Source organism: Sulfurospirillum sp. SCADC (assembly GCF_000743525.1).
Classification (GTDB): domain Bacteria; phylum Campylobacterota; class Campylobacteria; order Campylobacterales; family Sulfurospirillaceae; genus Sulfurospirillum.
On sequence record NZ_JQGK01000002.1, the window covers coordinates 164,395 to 183,678 of the forward strand.

At 42.3% G+C, this 19,284-nt stretch carries 19 protein-coding genes; 13 read left to right on the top strand and 6 right to left on the bottom strand.

Going from position 1 to position 19,284, the window contains the following annotated elements:
• Both ftsA and JU57_RS02255 read right to left on the bottom strand, forming a co-directional pair.
• Positions 1–1,377: a cell division protein FtsA gene (ftsA, locus tag JU57_RS02250; RefSeq protein ID WP_037956405.1), complete on the bottom strand. Its 1,377-nt coding sequence runs from the start codon at positions 1,375–1,377 to the stop codon at positions 1–3.
• Positions 1,378–2,838: a SurA N-terminal domain-containing protein gene (locus JU57_RS02255; protein ID WP_037956406.1), complete on the bottom strand. Its 1,461-nt coding sequence runs from the start codon at positions 2,836–2,838 to the stop codon at positions 1,378–1,380. It lies immediately after the preceding gene.
• A gap of 104 nt (positions 2,839–2,942) precedes the next feature.
• On the opposite strand from JU57_RS02255, the gene JU57_RS02260 reads away from it, so the two are divergent.
• The 9 genes from JU57_RS02260 (at position 2,943) to JU57_RS02295 (ending at position 11,593) form a co-directional block, all read left to right on the top strand.
• Positions 2,943–4,247 carry an adenosylmethionine--8-amino-7-oxononanoate transaminase gene (locus JU57_RS02260; protein WP_037956408.1) on the top strand — a complete coding sequence of 435 codons (1,305 nt, stop codon included), beginning with the start codon at positions 2,943–2,945 and terminating at the stop codon, positions 4,245–4,247.
• A 27-nt stretch (positions 4,248–4,274) separates the two neighbouring features.
• Positions 4,275–5,192: a 16S rRNA (cytosine(1402)-N(4))-methyltransferase RsmH gene (gene rsmH, locus JU57_RS02265; RefSeq protein WP_037956410.1), complete on the top strand. Its 918-nt coding sequence runs from the start codon at positions 4,275–4,277 to the stop codon at positions 5,190–5,192.
• Positions 5,192–5,476, top strand: coding sequence for a hypothetical protein (locus JU57_RS02270; RefSeq protein WP_037956411.1), 285 nt, complete (start codon positions 5,192–5,194; stop codon positions 5,474–5,476). The genes rsmH and JU57_RS02270 overlap by 1 nt, the downstream gene beginning before the upstream one ends.
• 34 nt (positions 5,477–5,510) lie before the next feature.
• A complete protein-coding gene (gene rmuC / locus JU57_RS02275; RefSeq protein WP_037956412.1) occupies positions 5,511–6,815 on the top strand; it encodes a DNA recombination protein RmuC in 1,305 nt (434 codons plus the stop codon).
• Positions 6,816–6,912: 97 nt separating this feature from the next.
• Positions 6,913–7,146, top strand: coding sequence for a hypothetical protein (locus JU57_RS02280; protein WP_037956415.1), 234 nt, complete (start codon positions 6,913–6,915; stop codon positions 7,144–7,146).
• Positions 7,147–7,342: 196 nt separating this feature from the next.
• Positions 7,343–7,573: a hypothetical protein gene (locus tag JU57_RS13625; protein ID WP_294875345.1), complete on the top strand. Its 231-nt coding sequence runs from the start codon at positions 7,343–7,345 to the stop codon at positions 7,571–7,573.
• A 102-nt stretch (positions 7,574–7,675) separates the two neighbouring features.
• Positions 7,676–9,112, top strand: coding sequence for an HD domain-containing phosphohydrolase (locus tag JU57_RS02285; RefSeq protein WP_294875348.1), 1,437 nt, complete (start codon positions 7,676–7,678; stop codon positions 9,110–9,112).
• 92 nt (positions 9,113–9,204) lie between these two features.
• On the top strand, positions 9,205–11,364 hold the full coding sequence (locus JU57_RS02290) for a heavy metal translocating P-type ATPase (RefSeq protein WP_037956417.1): 2,160 nt from the start codon (positions 9,205–9,207) through the stop codon (positions 11,362–11,364).
• Positions 11,365–11,386: 22 nt separating this feature from the next.
• Positions 11,387–11,593 carry a heavy metal-associated domain-containing protein gene (locus tag JU57_RS02295; RefSeq protein WP_037956418.1) on the top strand — a complete coding sequence of 69 codons (207 nt, stop codon included), beginning with the start codon at positions 11,387–11,389 and terminating at the stop codon, positions 11,591–11,593.
• A 48-nt stretch (positions 11,594–11,641) separates the two neighbouring features.
• Here the strand turns inward: JU57_RS02295 and JU57_RS02300 are convergent, their stop codons facing one another.
• Positions 11,642–12,880 carry an NnrS family protein gene (locus JU57_RS02300; RefSeq protein ID WP_294875355.1) on the bottom strand — a complete coding sequence of 413 codons (1,239 nt, stop codon included), beginning with the start codon at positions 12,878–12,880 and terminating at the stop codon, positions 11,642–11,644.
• Positions 12,825–13,385, bottom strand: coding sequence for a thiol peroxidase (gene tpx / locus JU57_RS02305; RefSeq protein ID WP_037956420.1), 561 nt, complete (start codon positions 13,383–13,385; stop codon positions 12,825–12,827). Before tpx ends, JU57_RS02300 begins: the two co-directional genes overlap by 56 nt.
• A gap of 181 nt (positions 13,386–13,566) precedes the next feature.
• Here tpx and rhuM point away from each other — a divergent pair, with 181 nt between their 5' ends.
• Positions 13,567–14,559, top strand: coding sequence for a RhuM family protein (rhuM, locus tag JU57_RS02310; protein ID WP_037956493.1), 993 nt, complete (start codon positions 13,567–13,569; stop codon positions 14,557–14,559).
• 37 nt (positions 14,560–14,596) lie between these two features.
• On the top strand, positions 14,597–14,785 hold the full coding sequence (locus JU57_RS02315; RefSeq protein ID WP_037956421.1) for a DUF1737 domain-containing protein: 189 nt from the start codon (positions 14,597–14,599) through the stop codon (positions 14,783–14,785).
• 121 nt (positions 14,786–14,906) lie between these two features.
• Here JU57_RS02315 and JU57_RS02320 read toward each other — a convergent pair whose 3' ends face one another.
• Together JU57_RS02320 and JU57_RS02325 are read right to left on the bottom strand one after the other, a co-directional pair.
• Entirely contained in the window at positions 14,907–15,332 is a 426-nt protein-coding gene (locus JU57_RS02320) for an isochorismatase family protein (RefSeq protein ID WP_294875363.1), read from the bottom strand.
• 1 nt (position 15,333) lies between these two features.
• The gene (locus JU57_RS02325) at positions 15,334–17,340 is read right to left on the bottom strand and encodes an SH3 domain-containing protein (RefSeq protein ID WP_037956422.1); all 2,007 of its coding nucleotides are present in this window, start codon (positions 17,338–17,340) and stop codon (positions 15,334–15,336) included.
• 60 nt (positions 17,341–17,400) lie between these two features.
• Between JU57_RS02325 and JU57_RS02330 the strand changes: the two genes are divergently transcribed.
• Positions 17,401–18,729: an AAA family ATPase gene (locus JU57_RS02330; protein ID WP_037956425.1), complete on the top strand. Its 1,329-nt coding sequence runs from the start codon at positions 17,401–17,403 to the stop codon at positions 18,727–18,729.
• A gap of 32 nt (positions 18,730–18,761) precedes the next feature.
• Entirely contained in the window at positions 18,762–19,274 is a 513-nt protein-coding gene (locus JU57_RS02335) for a hypothetical protein (protein ID WP_037956428.1), read from the top strand.
• The last annotated feature ends 10 nt before the right edge of the window (positions 19,275–19,284 follow it).

Below are 19,284 nucleotides of genomic sequence, written 5' to 3' on the forward strand. Positions count from 1 at the left end.
TTAAAATAATTGTGTCAGTCTGTTCCATAGTTTTGAGCCAAAACCCTCGCTATGTTCTTCCTGGATGTTTGCAAGGTCTTTTAATTTCTCCTTTGCATTACTATCAAAAGCAGGAAGTGTTCCAATTTCATTTTCTTCAGTCTCATCGCCATCATCAAATGTCTCTTGGTGGTGGTGTTTGGTTGGTTCTATCGTCTCATCTTTGTAACGTAATTTTTTGTTAGAATCGATCTCATACGGTGTGAAATGACCTCCGCCGTATAAAACAAGACCAATGGCTGTTGCATAGCTTGGATCTCTGAGTGTCTCAAAAAGTCCATCCATCTCTCTTGGTTTGGCAATTCTGATCGGCACATTGTCGAAAATGGCAGATGCCAATTCTCGAATACCATCCAGTTTTGTCATGCCACCTGTTAGCACCACACCTGCACCAATTTGCTCTTTAAAACTACTGTCTTCGAGTGTTTTAGCTAAGATCATCAGAGTCTCTTCAACTCGTACATAAATCACATTGGAAACAATGTTGAGAGAGACTTCATGCGTTGAGCCATCATCTCCAATGACAGGAAGTTCAATAAGCTCATTGGAGTTGCTTTTAAGAGAGCCGTAATTGATTTTGATCTCCTCAGCTGCACCAAGTGGTGTATGCAGCGCCGTTGAGAGATCATTCGTGATGTTCAGTGAACCTACGCCTAAGTAGTCATTAAAGCGCATGGAGTTGCCTGCATGGATCATCACGTTACATGTAGCGCCACCCATATCAATCACCGCAACGCCTAGTTCTCTCTCGTCGTGATTTAAAACAGCAATCGCAGAGGCATAACAACCCAGAACGATGTTGTCAATTTCAACGCCTGCTGATTTAACGGCTTTTCTTAGATTGCTTAGGGATGATTTTTGAGCGGTAATAATGTGGACTTGCACTTCAAGACGCGCGCCATTCATGCCAAGAGGATCTTCAATAAACTCTTGATCGTCTACTTTGAAATTGTAAGGGAGTACGTGGAGTTTTTCATATTCATTGGGAATATTGGCATTGTGATCGGCCATTTGCATGGCACGATTGATCTCTTTGATGCCAATGTCACGATTTGGAATGTTGACAATGCCACTGCTATCAACACTTTTTGTGTACGCTCCAGAGATCGAAACGATGACTCTTTCGTACTGTGTTCCTGCGACTCTTTTTGCATCATTGAGTGCATTACGAATCGACTTTGATGCAAGGTCAATATTGGTAATAATACCTTTTTTAAGACCTTGAGACTTTGCAATACCTGCCCCTAAGATTTTAACATCGCCATCATCGTTTGTTTGAGCGATAATAGCGCAAATCTTGGTTGAACCAATGTCGATACCTAAAATCGTAGTGCTCAACTATTTTCCTTTGTAGTATTGCTCGACTTTGTATGCAGTAGCGAGCTTTTTAATAAGATTTTGGTTTAATTCAGCTTGTTTCACTTGTAAAACATTTTCACTAATCATACTAACATACTGCTTAGCCTTGTCCTTATTAAGCAACTTTTGTTCCAGAACCTCGTATACAATGGCCTTCCCATCGATAACCTTATAACCTTTTTTGGTGGTGTTATCAAAAACGTGACTTAGAAATTCAGCACTTTTTGCTTCACTAAGACCTGCAATTGATTTGACAGAATCACGACTAACGAAGCCAATGTCACTTCCTGTGAAATTTTCAAGTTTTGCAGCAGCTTTTGAATCTAAAGCGGCACTTTTAAGCTCTTCTAAAAGATCGTGACTGGCATTTTTCTTCGCCATTTCATAAGGCATAGGCTCAGGGAATTGAATGGTTTTTACTTTGATAATAACGTAATTTTCTTTTATAACAACAGGTTTTAAGACTTCATCTTTGGCTGCCACTTGAATTTTATCAAGTGGATAGGTGGTGTCATCATCAAAAATTGTTTTTGTTTCAGTTGCTGGCAGTTCGCCTTTTTTGAAAGCGAGGAAGGCTTCTAAAGAGCTCTTTTTATCATTTTTAAGTCTTAAATCAACAGCAACTTTTGTTTTTGCCTCTTCAAAACTCATAAGCTTTCCATCGGGATGAACGTAGTTGTGTTTCTCTTGTGTGTAAAATTCTTCTAACGTTTTATCATCAAATTTAGTTTGAGAAGCAGGAAGATTGAGCAGTTCAAGGGTATAGCTTTTTTTCGTAAGGTATTTGGATTTGTTTTTCTCCCAATAAGCTTTGATAGCATCTTCATTCACCGTGACTTCATTGGCATCAAGGCTAACCGTGGCAATAGAGAGACGATCTTCCATAAAAAAAGCTGAGGCAAAAAGGTCAATCTCTTTAGGTGTTGGCGTTAGCTTAAAGAAGTTTTCAAGCTTTGCATGTAAAATCTCTTTTTCAAGACCATTTTCATAATCACTAGGGTTGATGCGATTGGCTTTAAGAATAGAGTAATAGAGTTCTTTGTTAAACACGCCATCTGTTTGAAAGGTTGGAGTGTTGATAAGGCGTTCTTTGACATCTTCTTTGGTCGCAAGAAGACCGATTTCATCAGCGTAGTTAAGCAGAAGTGCTTGATTGACCAGCGTATTCATAACGATCTTATCAAGGCCTATTTGATCGGCTTGCTCTTGGGTAAGTTTACCACCTAGAAGATTGTTGTAAAAGTTATAGTGGCTGGCATAAGCGGATTGGAATTCTTGGACAGAGATGGTTCGATGACCTACTTTTGCGACAGATGCGGCACGATCTGTGTTCATATCATAAGCACCCCATCCCACAAAACCAGCGCCTACAAACGCTATTGTGCTAATCCAGATAGTGATGACTAGGTATTTTTTGTGACGTTGCATCCAGGTAATCATTCATGCCCTTTGAGAACTTTGTATTTTGCTATAATTCTATCTATATAGTTATTAAATAACCATAAATTGCGTGAAACTCCTAACAAAAAAGGTAAAAAGTAACAATGAACACGAAAATGTTAATTGAAGATGACCTAAAGCATATATGGCATCCATGTACGCAGATGAAAGACCACGAGACACTTCCGATTATTCCCATTCAAAGAGGTGAAGGGGTTTATTTAGTCGATTTTGAAGATAACCGTTATATCGATGGTGTTAGTTCGTGGTGGGTTAATCTTTTTGGCCATTGCAATCCCTATATCAATCAAAAAATTAAAGAGCAATTAGAGAGACTTGAACACGTTATTTTTGCGGGATTTACGCATGAGCCGATCATTAAGCTCTCAAAAAGACTCTGTGCTTTGGCGCCAAAAGGGCTGGATAAGTGTTTTTATGCTGATAACGGCTCTAGTGCCATTGAAGTCGCCCTTAAGATGAGCTTTCAATACCATAAAAACAAGGGGCAAAAACGCCCCCTTTTTATCTCTTTAGAAAACAGTTATCATGGCGAAACCATCGGTGCTTTAGCGGTTGGCGATGTTAAATTGTACAAAGAAGTGTTTGAAGACATCCTCTTACAAACGATTCAAACGCCTGTGCCTCAAGATCAAAGTGAAGCGAGTGCCATCAAAGCTGCTGATGCGCTAGAGCAAATTTTTAAAGAAAAAGCCGATCAGATTTCGGCGTTTATCATTGAACCTTTGGTGCAATGTTCAGGTGGTATGAACATGTACCACCCGCGTTATATCTCACTGGCACGCAAACTGTGTGATGTGTATGGCATTCACTTAATTGCCGATGAAATCGCTGTTGGCTTTGGTCGGACGGGTAAAATGTTTGCGTGTGAATACGCCCATGTTAGTCCTGATTTTATGACGCTTTCCAAGGGACTAACGGGCGGTTATCTGCCTCTTTCAGTGGTGCTAACAACGCAAGACGTGTACGATGCGTTTTATGGTGATTATTCCGAATTTAAGGCATTTTTGCACTCACACAGTTATACAGGAAATCCTTTGGCGTGTAGTGCTGCCAATGCGACCTTAGACCTCTTTGAACATGAGTCTATTTTAGAGAAAAATCAGGAAAAAATTGCTTTGATTGCTTCGAAGTTGGAGCGTTTTAAATCACTCGCTAATGTGCAGAAAGTCCGTCAAACAGGGATGATCGCAGCAGTGGAACTAGACATCTATCCGATTGATTTTCGGGTAAATCTTAAAGTATTTGAGTATGCCATGAAAAAGGGTGTGATACTGCGTCCACTGGGCAATGTTGTCTATTTTATGCCTCCTTATGTCATTACATGTAAAGAGATTGAGACGATGATGGATGTGGCGTATGAGGCGATTGTAAGCCTAAAGAGTCTATAATAGAGCCATTTTGAAGAAGGATACACCGTGAACATTCCCCATATTCCCGTACTTTTAGAAGAGGTTAAAGCGGCTTTTTCTGCTCTTTCTGAGGGAGTTATCGTGGATTGTACGCTCGGATACGGTGGGCATAGTGAGGCTCTTTTGGAGCAAAATCCCACCATCAAACTCATTGGCTGTGACCAAGACGAAGAAGCGCTCGCTTTTAGCCAAAAAAGGCTTGAGCGCTTTGGTGATCGCGTGAGTTTGCATCATGGTAATTTCGCTTCGGTGATCGCTAAGTATGCGCATTTACCGATTCGTGGTATCTTAGCAGACATTGGTGTTTCCTCTTTACAACTTGATAAAAAAGAGCGCGGATTTGCCTTTGATTCGGATGTGCTTGACATGCGTATGAATCCAAAGCAAGCGCTCAGTGCGTATGAAGTGGTCAACCACTACTTCCAAGAGGAGTTAGAGTTTATTTTGCGCGAGTATGGCGAGATTCATGAGTATAAAAAACTGGCACATGTGATCTGTGAGGCGAGAGCAAAAGCCCCGATTCAAAGTGCCAAAGAGCTTTCAAAATTGGCCGAAAAAGTGGGTGGCAAAAAGAGTATTCATCCTTCGACGCTGCTATTTCAAGCCATCCGCATCGAAGTCAATAACGAACTGGGGGTTTTAACAGAGCTTCTTGAGAGCATTAAAAATACCAATTTTGAGCGCTGCATTGTAGGTATCATCTCCTTTCACTCATTGGAAGATCGCATTGTGAAGCAGACGTTTAAACTGTGGTCTCAAAACTGCATTTGCCCACCTGCTGTGATGCGTTGTATGTGTGGCAATAATCATGCTTTAGGCAAACTCATCAGTAAAAAGCCGATTGAAGCAACAAACGCAGAAATCAAAAAAAACCCACGAAGCCGTAGTGCCAAACTTCGTATTTTTGAGATCAAGAGAGCATAATGGACGATAAAAACGATCTTTTAGAACAGTACGATGCTGAGCAGAAAGTTGAGAGAAACCTTGATTTTCGTTTTTTACTGCTTGTCTATATGGTAATGTGTGTCGCTTTTTTGGTCATTTTGCCACGCATTTACATCAAAAATCAGATCTATTACATGAGCCGTGACATCAATAAACTCTACGGCGAGTATTCGATTCTCAAAGAAGAGAACCGCGTTTTGAAACAAAATTTGGAAAATATTCGCTTCAAAAATCAAATCTTAGACACCATTTACATCGAATAATTGTTTTACATGTAAGCTTATAGGAGGAGTTTTTATGCCCCAAGAGATGCTATTGTTAGCCGTTTTTATCACTTTTGTTGTTGCAATGCTTGTACTTGGAGTGTGGATTAGAGCAGTCTTTAAAGAAAAAGCATCCACGCTCGTTGAGATGAAAGTCAAGAATGAGCAATTAAGTGCAGAAAACCTTGCCCTGAATATGAGAAGTGCAACCCTCCAAGCCGAACTGCAAGCCCAAAAAGAGAGCCATCAGAAGCTCAAACTTGATTTTGAAGAGCAGGGGAAAAAGCTTGAGCTCAAACTCAATGCCATTATGGAGCAACACCTCGAAAAAAAGCTTCAAAAACTGGACGATACCTCGATCAAATCGCTTGAAACACTCCTTAAACCTTTTAAAGAAAATTTAGAGCATTTCAAAAAAAGTGTTGAAAATTCCCAAGAGAACAGCACGAAAAAATTTGCAGAACTCTCCAAAGAGATCGAACTGGTTGCTCGTGCAGGTATGAATATCTCCAAAGAGGCTGAAAACCTTACCAAAGCGCTCAAAGGCAAAAAGCAGAGCCAAGGCAGTTGGGGTGAGATGATCTTGGAGAGTGTTCTGGAGTATTCGGGGCTTGTAAAAGGCGTTCACTACGAAACACAAGAAAGTTATAAAGATGAAGAAGGAAGAATGAAACGTCCCGATGTTGTCATCAAACTACCACAAGATCGTACCATCATCATCGATTCTAAAGTTTCACTCAACAGTTACGATGAGTTTATAAGAGCGGAGAGTGATGAGGAGAAGCACATCGCCTCCAAAGCGCTTATGCAAGCTTTTCGTGAACATATTGATACGCTAGATTCTAAAGATTACGCGCACTATAAACAAGGAACGCTTCAATACGTCTTTATGTTTGTGCCGATTGAAGGGGCATTTTCAGTCGCGATTAACGAAGATCCAAAACTGTATGAATACGCGCTTCGCAAACATATTGCCATTGTGAATCCTTCCACATTGACTGTTTCTTTGCGCACGATTTATCTCTACTGGCAAAGTGAGCAGTCGAGTACACTTGCGACGAAGCTGTTTGATGAAGCAGGCAAGATGTACGACAAAATGGTTGGGTTTTCGGAGAGTTTTAAAAAAGTGGGTACTCAGCTTCAAACGCTCAATAACAGCTATGAAAGCGCTCAAAAACAGCTCAGTGAAGGTTCAGGCAACATCTTAGGTCGTGTGGAGAATTTGAAGCGTTTAGGGGCTAAAGCGACCAAAAATCTTAAAGACGCCAAACTTGAGTATCAAGATTTTAGTACGGACATTGAAGAAGTTGCGCTTCTTGCGGAAAAAAGAGAAGAATAATTTTATAAAAGTAGTGTTGATTGCTCTAAATCGTGTTACAATTTCTTAGAACCATAGTATTTATCCGCCTGCCTTTTTTGTTGTAAGGAGCATCGCTATGAAAAAAACAAAACGGTATACGTTCACGTTTAGCATTATTACCCTTATTTTAGGACTTGCAAGCTTTCTTTCAATCTCTTTGATTGGTCATAATTACCTGCAAAGCTCTAAAAATTCTTACAGTATGATTCAAAAGCGCAATGCGGAAGTGCGTAAAAATATCATTGAAACTATTAAAGTCTCTTTGCAAAAAACGTCTGAGCATCTTAAAGTGTTGATTCATAGCCAATAAAGCGATGATCTTTTTGCTTCAAGAGAGATTTTTACGCGGATGATGTGGGAGATCTTGCTCTCTGTCGTACGATCCGCGTGAACGCACGTGGTTTACACAAGCCACTTCTCCTGAGCATTTTTACTGGTCAGAACCTTATGCGTTTGCTTCAACCAATGAGATTGGCATAACCGTTTCATACCCTTTTATGAACAAAATGAGTGAAAAAGTGAAAGTGGCTGGAATTGATTTTACCATTGCTTCGATCACCAAACTGCTTCAAGAACAAAGTCTTGTTATCGATGGATCTATTGTCATTGTCAATCCTCATGGCGATGTGATAGCAAGCTCTTTACCAACCAAAGAGTCTAATCTGAGCGTTGATCAACTCCCCAAAGAGATACACGCTTCGTATGAGCAATTTTTGAATGGAATTAAGCGTGGTTGAGTTCAGAATGAAGCCAATGAAAACTATCTGTTTGCTTTTTCAGAATTTCCGGCGGATTTTGGAAAGCAGTGGTACATTGGAACCTATTTGGAAGAGAAAAAAGTGACCCAAGAGATTGATGCGATTATGATTCAAACCATGGTGATTTCACTTTTTATGATGTTCTTTATCATCATTGTGACATGGGTTTTTCTAAGACGCATTATCATCGCACCCGTTGATTTGCTTAAAACAATGAGTGATGGCGTGGTGCTCAAACAATACGACGCGGTGCATCACGTTAGAACGCGGATCAAAGAGTTTTACGCACTTAGCCATTCGATGGTACTGATGGCACGTTCGATCAAAGCGCATGAAAAAGCACAAGAGAACCTAATGGAGTCGTTTATCAAACTGATTGCCAGTGCCATCGATGATAAATCACCTTATACGGGTGGACATTGTGAGCGTGTGCCTGAACTTGCCACGATGTTAGCCGAAGTCGCCAATAGCAGCCATGAAGGCATTTTTAAAAAGTTCAATTTTAACGATGAAAATGCGTGGAGAGAGTTTCGCATTGCAGCACTTCTTCACGACTGTGGCAAAGTGACAACGCCTGAATATGTGGTCGATAAGGCCACCAAACTAGAGAGTATTCACAACCGCATTCATGAGATTCGTACCCGTTTTGAGGTGTTGCTTAGAGATGCGCAAATTGCCTATTTAAAAGGGCTTTTAGAGGGGAAAGACACTCAAGAGCTCTTAGTACAAAAACGCTCAGAGGCGGAAGCAAAACTCTTTGATGATTTTACCTTTTTAGCCGAGTGTAACATCGGTGGTGAGTTTATGGATGCTCAAAAAATAGAACGTCTCAAAGAGATCGCCTCCATCACGTGGACACGCCATTTTGATGATCGCCTTGGTATGAGTGAAGCGGAGAAAAAACGGTTGCTTGAGATTCCGATGAAGCCCCTTCCATGTGTTGAAACACTGCTGCAAGATAAACTAGAGCAGCTGATTACCAGAGAACAAGAGGTCGATATGAAGGTCTTTACGCGTCTTGGGATTAAGATGGAGATACCAAAGTATTACAACAATTTAGGCGAATTCTACAATCTTAGTATCGCTAGAGGAACCTTGAATGACGAGGAGCGTTATAAGATCAATGAGCATATCATCATGAGTATTCGTATGCTCTCAGAACTTCCCTTTATGGACAATCTCAAACATGTTCCTGAGTATGCGTGTGCGCACCATGAGACGATGAAAGGTGCGGGGTATCCGCGTAAGCTTACCAAAGAGCAGATCTCACTGCCTGCACGCATCATCGCCATTGCCGATATTTTTGAAGCGTTAACCGCCAGTGATCGACCGTATAAAAAAGCCAAAACGATCTCAGAAGCGATTAAAATTTTGAGCATGCTCAAAAAAGATGAGCACAGCGATGGCGATCTGTTTGAGCTTTTTTTAAAAAGTGGTGTTTACATGCAGTATGCGAAAAAGTATCTTAAGCCTGAACAGATTGATGATGTGGATGTAACGCAATATCTCTCGTCATAACTCTTTACATGTAAAGAGTTGCCTACATTGTTTGTTTCATCTTGACGCAAGTAACGAAGCGTTAGAATGTTACAAAAAATAGGAGACAAAAAATGTCCGAAAAACATTTTGAGCTTGACATTAAGGGCATGACGTGTGCAGCGTGTTCGGCGCGCATTGAGCGTGTGCTTGGCAAGCTTGAAGGCGTCACCGCCAATGTCAACTTAGCCACGGAAAAAGCGTTTGTTACTACATCTAACCCAAATATCAATCTTCCGCAAATCATCCAAAGCATTGAAAAAACAGGTTTTGGCGCTACCGAATCTTCCAAGGTCGATCAGGATCAAAAGAGTTTGGATAAAGAGCAGGATTACCAAAAACTTTTAAAAGAATTTAGCCTCTCAGCACTGCTTACTTTGCCATTCTTCGTTGAAATGGTTGGGATGTTTTTTAACATCCATCTGCACCTCTCACCGATGATTCAGTTAGGACTGGCGACCATCGTGCAGTTTTACTGCGGTCGAAAGTTTTACGTGGGTGCGTACAAAAGCCTTAAAAGCGGCAGTGCCAATATGGACGTTCTCGTCGTTTTGGGTACGAGTGCGGCGTACGTTTTAAGCCTCAGCGTTGTGCTTTTTTACGTGCCGCTGCACCTTTATTTTGAAGCGTCTGTTTCGGTCATCACTTTAGTGCTTTTAGGCAAACTTTTAGAAGTCAGAGCCAAAGCCAAAACGGGGTTTGCTATTGCAAAACTCCTTCATTTGCAGCCTAAAAAAGCATTTGTGGAACGCGATGGAACGCTTGAAGAGATCAGCATCGAAGCTTTACATGTAAACGATATTTTTGTGGTCAAAGCAGGCGAGAGTATTCCCACCGATGGCATTGTCGTTGAGGGCAATAGCATGGTCGATGAGTCGATGATGACGGGAGAGAGTTTACCGGTGCTCAAATCCGTGGGCGATACCATCGTTGGAGCGACCAAAAATGGCGATGGGATGCTCAAATGCCAAGCGACCAAAGTTGGCGCTGACACCTTTTTAGCCTCCATCGTCCGCCTCATCGAAGAAGCTCAAGGCTCCAAAGCACCGATTCAACGCCTTGCCGATACGATTGCGGGTATTTTTGTGCCCATCGTCGTGAGCATCGCGGTGATTACCTTGGGTGCGTGGTGGTTTATCGGAGGCAATTTTGAAGAGGCGATCATCAATGCCGTTTCGGTGCTAGTGATCGCGTGCCCATGCGCGCTTGGACTTGCCACACCGACGGCGATTATGGTCGGAGTTGGCAGAGGGGCAAGTGAGGGAATTCTCATCAAAAATGCCGAAGTGCTTGAAAATGTAGGCAAAATTAATGCGGTTGTGTTTGATAAAACAGGCACCTTGACCTATGCCAATCCTCAAGTGGTCGATGTTTTAATTGAGAATGCACTTTCAAAAGAGCAATTCTTAGCCCTTGCCGCGAGCTTGGAAGAGGGTTCAAAACACCCGTTAGCCAAAGCGATTATCGCCTCAGCATCGCAGAGCGAATCAAAAAGTGTTCAAGCGTTTCAGAACTATTCCGGTTTGGGTGTTTCAGGCGAGATTGATGGCGTGGTTTATTTTGCAGGTTCACCTGCATTTATCGCTCAGTTTACATCGTTACAACCCTCAGATCGCGCGCAAACGTTTTTGGAAGAGGGCAATAGTATCGTAGCGTTGGCAACAAAAGAGCAGATCATCGGTTATATCGCGCTGGCTGATACGATTCGAGAGAGTGCCAAAGTGGCGGTTGAGAAGCTTCAAAATGATGGTATAGAAGTCTATATGCTCACAGGCGATAATGAACGTTGTGCCCAAAAGGTTGCCAATGAGCTAGGCATCAAGCACTTTTTTGCCGAAGTTTTGCCAAATGGCAAAGCAGAAGCGATCACCAAGCTTCAAAAGGAAGGTAAATTTGTCTGTATGGTGGGTGATGGCATCAATGATGCACCTGCTCTTGCGGTGGCGGATGTGGCGATTGCAATGTCCAATGGTTCGGATATTGCGGTGGAGAGTGCGGATATGATCTTGATCGCCAATGATCCACTCTACGTTGTCAATGCCATCGCGCTTTCGCGTGCTACGATGTCAAAAATTAAGCAGAATCTCTTTTTAGCTTTTGTGTATAATACCCTAGCGATTCCATTGGCATTTTTGGGCATGTTAAACCCAATTGTTGCAGGTGGCGCCATGGCGATGAGTTCAGTTTCGGTGGTGAGTAATTCACTGCTTTTGAGACGTTGGAAAATGAAATAAAATTATACTAAAAGGATAGACAATGGCAACCATCACGTTAGTGGTTAAAGGAATGAGTTGTGGAGGATGCGTTAAAAGCGTCAAAGGTGTTTTAGAGGGAATTAAAGGGGTTAAGAGCGTCAATGTTGACCTTGCTAGTGGTCAAACCGTTGTTGAATACGATGCGCCGATTGATGTGAGTGTGTTTGAAAAAGCGATTGATGAAGCAGGGTTTGAAGTCGTTTCGTAATCTTACATGTAAAAAGGTGAGCCCTATTATTTGGGCTCACACAACGCGTTACTTCTCAAATAAAATATGAATATACCGCTTCGACCATAACCCAAAGATCACAATCCACAACACTGCCACGGTAAGCACCGCATGCAAGTACCCGAACTCTGGGAAAATACCTGCGATGATACGAATGAGCGCCATTGCTTGAATGAGTCCAAAAAGTGTCACAGCATAGGCATCCGCTTTTGGCGTTCGTCCAGAATGCCCAAGGATGACTCTCGTTCCAAAGCCCACAAGAACGGTGGTAAAATAACCCAACGCCAAGGCATGCAGCGGTGATTTTTCCAGATAAATGGAGTGCCCCACCAGTGCGCTAAAATCTTGCACCACAAAAAGACCAAAACCTACAGGAACCCACCAAATAGAGAGAAAAAGCACCCATAAAATAGCAGGCGATTTGCGAAACGGTAGACGCCATTTCATAAGCTCGTACGTGATGATGCCAAAAAGCGCACTGTCTGCCACAAACGCGTTCATGCTTAACGCTTCTAACACTACTTTGAGGATGAGTGCCACAAAAACCAAGAGCAAAAAGTGCTTGCTTTTGTTCATCGTATAGCCGATGATCGTATTGGCAGCAAAAAAGGGCATCATCTTTTGGGAAACGATAAGAACAATAAAGAACAAATACAGATAAAAACTCACTCCCAGTGCCAAAGCGTAGGTCGGTGTAAACGCGTCTGCGATAAAGAGTAGCTGACCCACAAGCCCCAGCGCAAACGCTCGGAGCATCCATGTGGTATCGATTTTATTGGTCACCGTACTTTTGGTTTGAAACTCAAGCAAAAGTAAGCAGAGTTTGATGTAGCCTGCCACGATAAGAAGCATAGGCGCGACAAGTGCCATCTCAGAGACAAACGAGAGTGCTATAAACAAAAGTCCACCACCGTTTATCAACCATGCGATGGGTAGATACGCTTTGGGTGATGCCGATGGACGCGAGAGATAGCGTGGAAAGGTTGTGAGCAAAAAGCCTGCAAAAAACTGTGTAAAGACGATGAACGTCATCGCATACGCATGGTACAGACCCACGCTTACATGTAAACTCAATAGCCCTGCATAATGCAGACCTAAAAGTGCCACAAAGAGTACGCCCTGAACCACACCTGCAAAGAAAAAGAGGCGGTGTGGCTGAGCGACTAGGTTTTGAAGAGCCGTTGTTTTTGGAGGAGAGGGTGGGGTTAAACTACTGACAAAAACCACAACAACTAGCCCCCCTGTTGGCTGCATCGATAGCGGCATTTAACGCTTCGTCATAATTTGGCTCTTCGGTAATTTCAGCAACCACCTGTTTGTAAACAATTTTGCCATCTTTATTGATCACAAAAAGCGCTCTAGCACACAAGCCTTCAAGTGCACCATCGCTAATGAGCATACCATAAGCACGTGCAAACGCTTTGTGCCTAAAGTCACTGCCAACGGTGAGATTTTCAATACCTGCCACATTGCAAAATTTTGCGCTTGCAAACGGTAAGTCCATCGAAACAATGGTCGTATCGATGTTCTCATGTTTCGCCACATCTTGGTTAAAACGCCTCGCTTCTGCATCACACACAGGCGTATCTAAAGAGGGTACAACAATGATGAGTTGCGCTTTGTTGCTCTCGCCACCGATGGTTTTTTCTTGTAAGTCTGGCGTGACAACTTTCACGATAGGCGCGTTGTTACCCACTTCTTGGAAGTTTCCTTCCAATTTTACGGGTGCACCTTTGAGAGCTGTTTTGTCTATTTTTGCGGTAAATGTCATCTGAATCCTTTCAATTGCTTTATATGAGAGTCATTTTATCCCATTTAAAACTAAAAAACCTTGATCTACATCTAGGAATTGGAAATTTTTTACATGTAAAGTGTTATTTCATTTTGAAATGAAATGGATCGCCTTTTTATTAAAAGGCTATAATAAAATATGAAAAAAGAGGATGGCAACGATGCAAGAGACGCAAAATGTTGTTTTATACACAGATGATAAGGGGCAAGTAAGTTTAGAAGTGAGTCTTGAGAATGAGACCGTTTGGCTCAGTCAAAAGCAGATGTCGGAGCTTTTTGATAAAAATGTAAAAACAATCAATGAACACATTGGAAATGTTTTTAAAGAAGGGGAATTGGAACAAAATGCAGTTATCCGGAATTTCCGGATAACTGCCAGTGATGGTAAAAACTATGATGTAGTACACTACAATCTTGATGTTATTATCTCCGTTGGGTATCGTGTCAAGTCAAAACGAGGTACACAATTTCGCATCTGGGCAAGTAAAATCCTCAAAGAGTATCTTATCAAAGGTTACGCTCTAAACCACCAACGCATCAATGCTCAAAGCTTAAATGAACTCACCGCTACGATGGAACTCGTGCGCAAAAGCATTGAAACCAAAGAGCTCAGCAGTAATGAAGCCAAAGGGTTACTGGACATTATCAACAACTATGCCAAAACGTGGGCACTGCTTCAAGGCTATGATTCTGATGCGCTTTATGCCCTTCAAGGCACACTCAATCAGCGGTTTATTTTAGACAACGATGAAGCCAAAAATGCTATTTCTGAGCTTAAAAAAGACCTAATGGCAAAAGGCGATGCGACAGAACTTTTCGGCAATGAAAAAGCAGGTGAGTTTAAAGGCGCACTGCTCAATATCTATCAAACTTTTGGCGGAGTTGATCTGCTTCCAAGCATCGAAGAAAAAGCAGCAAATTTGCTTTATTATGTCATCAAAGATCACGCTTTTAGTGATGGCAATAAACGCATCGGATCGTTTTTGTTCATCTTGTTTTTACATAAAAATGGCATCGCTTACAAGGCAAATCATGAGCCAAAGATAAACGATAACGCTTTGGTCTCACTCGCCCTTTTAGTCGCCGCAAGCGAGCCAAGCCAAAAAGAGTTGATGGTCAAACTCATCGTCAATCTTTTAGGAGAATCAGATTAAAATACGTTTTACATGTAAACATTTCAAAGGAGAAAATATGCAGTATAAACTCATCACAGGACCCGATGATTCAACCTTTTGTGCGCGAATTACGGAGTTTTTAAATGATGGTTGGAAGTTACACGGAAATCCAGCTGTGACATTTAATGGACAGAGCGTGATCGCGGCGCAAGCGATTGTCAAAGAGGATGAAAAAGATATAAAGGCGTGCGGATTTACGAAATAGAGCTTTGCATGTAAAGCTCTTATTGGACTATCTCCTGCGTGGTTTTAACTTCAATACGGCTTTGTGTCGGAGTTAAATTTTCCCATAACCAGTTGTGAAAGTTGATAATGTGCTCTGCTTTTTACATTGGACGATCAGCCGTTGTGTGCCCATTTTTGATGACTGTAATCGCATAATCTCTCACCAATGCCCCATGAACGGTTGCATTGATACAAAAGTCAGTGGCGCAATCGCAAATGTAGAGTTTTTGTACACCTAGCTTTTGTAAGAGAGCTTCTAACTCCGTCTTATAAAAACAGTCATTGGCTTCTTTCTCAATGTAATGATCGTTTGCTTTTTGAGTCAAAGAAGGCAAGATATGCCATTCATCGCTACCATAAATTAAAAAATTTTCCTTTGTCCCATCGTGTTGCACAAAAATAATAGGTTGATTCTTTTCTCTGAAAAATGTTGAGAGAAGGTTGACATTTTTGATGACGTTTTCTGCTTCAAAACGTGTGGTTTGAAAGGAACCGACTTGCATATCGATGATGAGCAGCGCTTCCATTTTAGTCTATGCTTTCAAATAGTTCTGGTCGATACTCAAAGTGCATGGTGTCGTAGTGGTACCATCTGCCACCCCAAACAAAGCCGTGTTTTTCGAAAATATCGACGATTTCTTTGGGAAATTCATTGTGAAACGTGTGTGTTTTGTCCCACTGCCAGTAGCGTGAGTAGTGGGTGTCAAGATCGATGGCGATACCGTAACTGTGGGCACTTAAGCGTTCTGTTTTGGCGATCTTGCGGTAGTAGTAGGTTCCATCGACTTTTTTGAGGTATTTCATATACTCTTCAGGCAAACGATCGAGTTCATCAGAGACTTTTTGTAGTTGTGCGCTCGCATTTTCGTTTTTGTTAAATTTCAGTTTTTTGCCACCGTGGTTTGGAAGCCAGTTGACTGTGACGAGATTTTTTTCGATCTCACTTTTACTGGAACCATAAAGTTTTTTCAAAAAGGCGTCATTGCGAAAACGCCCTGGATCGTCATTGAGAGCAGGTGCGCTAATCGGCGCAAAGGCTGGATATTTTTGAGCAAACATATCTTCAATATCTGCATTTTCAAGCAATTGATCAAAGGTTTTGCCTTTTTTGTCATCGTACGGCAGTGAGCTTCCATCCATAAAAAAGACGATGTTGTCTTTGATGGTTTTCACACTTGGGTATTTTGAAACAAGGTTGTTGCTTTTAGGGTTGGCTGGTTTGACCATAATGCCCTCAACACGGTTGATGAGCAGTCCATTTTCAGGCACATTAGGCTGGTTTGCTCCGACATAAAGATCTGAGATGATGGCTTTACCGATGACATTGCGCCCCTCTTTTCCATCCTCCATCGTCCTGACACCCCAGATGTTTTGCATGATAAGGGCTTTGCCTTCAAATTCGCCCGCATAGAGTATAATGTGACCTTTGAGATAGATCAGGCTTAAAAAGGCTATGCCATTTTTGAGGATCATCGCTTCTTTCTCCTTGGGTGTTAGATCTTTGAGTGAGACGTACTCTCCAAAACTCTTTTGAGCCGCAGAATTTCTAGGAATCCAGATGCCAAATGGAGAGAGAAAATCGCGCGTCATAGCGGAGCAGTCGCGGTTTGCAAGAAAACCACCCCAACCGTATTTTTCGCCTAAAAGAGCATCACCGATTTGACTGAGATTTTCTTTGTTAAAGCTTATAGGCACGGTTTGCGCAAAATTTTTGGGGATGCGAAGTTCTAACTTTTGGGCGTTAAAAGCAGCATCTCGTGTGTACATGTAAGCATGAAAAAAGTCATCGTCTTCATTGACAATGGGCAAGATAGCTCCCACTTTTGCATAGGTGATGAAGCGTTGCTTTGCATTGTACAAAGGCACATTGTCTTTCGTGATGGCAATTTTTACAGCGTTGATAAACTCGGTACGCTCTGTTGCATCGACAAGCACAAAGCTCTCCACTGGAAGCCAACCCGAAGCAAAAGAGCTCTCTACAAACGCCCAAGCGCCATCTCTGCTGTAATGTGAGATGATGATAGGTTCCGCCACATGAATGCGTGAAGTCTGCAAATAATCAAACGGATACCCTTCCCCAGGTAAGGTCGTTTTTTTGAAAAAAGGTTTGTCGGTGGGAAGGTTACGCATTTGCGCATTTTGGATCATAATCGCATGGGCATTGATACTGCCATAGGCTTCCACATTGGTAGCGTTGATGATAGCATCGATCTCGGCGCCATCGATGAGTTGCAGATTCTCGCCATAATAGCGATTTTTCAGTCCATACGACCGGTTTGCCCAAAGTGCGTCTTCTTTGTCGTGACTCACATGCGTTCTAAACCATGGCGAATAGTAGCGATAGGTAAAATCATCTTGTGCAACGCTTTGAGGCGTAATGTTTTGTGCTAAAAAATCCACATTTTGCGGATACACCAACATCGCTTTCGAAGTAGTTTTTTCAGCTATTAAAGCTTCTGGTGTCGGCTCTTTTGGCGCACAACCGCTTAGGAAAAACAGTGTACATGTAAAAAGAAAAATATTGCGTAGTGACATTGTTTTAAGCCCTTCATTTTTGTAAGTGCTATAATACCAAAAACAACTTAGGAAGCCTCTTTGAACTTAGCACAAAAACTCATCGACATCTTAAAAAAGGACAATGTCCTGCTCACGGGCGGTGCAGGCGTTGGAAAGAGTTATCTTGTCGGTGAAATCGTCACGGAGTTGCGAAAAGTTGGCAAACAAATCGTCGTTTTAGGCAGTACGGGGGTAAGTGCGGTCAATGTCGGCGGTCAAACCTTGCACAGTTTTTTTGCCTTTGGCATCTGCAATCATCTCGATGAACTGACCCGACATGACCGCTACACCAAAGCCAGACTCGTTGAAATCAAAAAAGTGCTCACGAGGTGTGATCTTTTGGTCATTGATGAAATTAGTATGGTTTCGGCGGATCTGCTTGATATGATCTATTATCGTCTGCGCAATGCAGGGTTTGAGGGAAGTGTGCTCTTTGTGGGAGATTTTTTCCAGCTTCCACCTGTTTCCAAAGGCAAAGAAAATAGCCTGTGGGGTGGTTTTGAGTACGCGTTTGAGAGCAGTTCATGGAACGCGTTTGAGCCTGTGGTCGTGGAGCTTACCATCACCAAGCGGACGCATGATGATCTTTTCTTCGCGCACCTTGGCAAAATACGACGTGGCATCCTTGATAGTGAAACCCTCGAATACCTTGAAGCGTTGCGCACCAATGTCGGAGTGTGGGATGATGACCCAACGGTTTTGTTTGGAAGAAACAAAGAAGCCGAGATGCTCAACATCCAAAAATTGGCGCAGATCGAAAGTGAACCCGTCGTGCTCAAAGCCAAAGAGAAAGTGCATGAGCAGTCTTTACATGTAAACAAAATCGAAGGGTGGAAAAATGCGCTTCCCATTCCTGTCGACTTGACCTTGAAAGTGGCTGCGAAGGTACTTTTTTGTACCAATAAATGGGGTAAATACTACAACGGCGAGCGAGGCATCATCAAAGCAATTGATGAAAATGAGGTCATCGTGGAAAAAGCAGGAGAGCTGGTTAAAGTGGAGCGTCAAGAGTATACACTGCACGAAAATGTCGTCATGGAAGGCGAAGTCAAAGAAAAACCACTCGTTTCCATCGAGCAGTTTCCCCTTAAACTGGCGTATGCGATCACAATTCATAAGAGTCAGGGCATGAGCATTGATTCACTGGTGTGTAACATCAACAACATCTTTGAAAAAAGCCAGTTTTACGTGGCAATTTCGCGTGCTCGTTACCCCAAACAGCTTCTGCTGGACTACCACTATCAGCGTTTTTATGAGCATTTGACACGCTGTGTGCAGGTTTCGCCCAAAGTAGGGGAGTTTTACCAAAAATCAGACATCTTAAAAATAGAAGAGGTTAAGAGCGATTCACTTTTTGGCGACTTTTGACGATTTACATGTAAACCACAAGGGGGCAACCTATGGAACTCAATGTAAGTTATGAAAATACGTCCAGTGCGACGTACAGCACAAAATCCACGATCAGTTTAAGTGATGCGCAGGAAAATAAGCTGAGTGGGAAAGAGATCGTCAATGCGTATTTGGCGCAGTTTCAACAAGAGATGATGGCACAATCAAGCATCACGTTTGGTGACCAAGCCAATACGTTTAGTCTAGCAGATATTGGCTACACGGGGAAACCTATCGCTAATTTAACGCAAGATGAGGCATCGGCACTCGTCTCAGAAGACGGCTTTTTTGGCATTAGCAAAACCAGTGAGCGCATCGCTGATTTTGTTGTCAATGGCGCAGGGGATGATCTTGAAAAACTTCAAGCAGGTCGCGAGGGAATGCTCAGAGGTTTTGCAGAGGCGGAGCAGATGTGGGGTGAAAAATTACCTGAAATTAGTTATACTACGATGCAAAAAGCACTTGAAAAAGTCGATGCACGTATTGCCGAACTTGGTGGAAATGTGCTCGATACATCCGTATAACAAAGGCTCA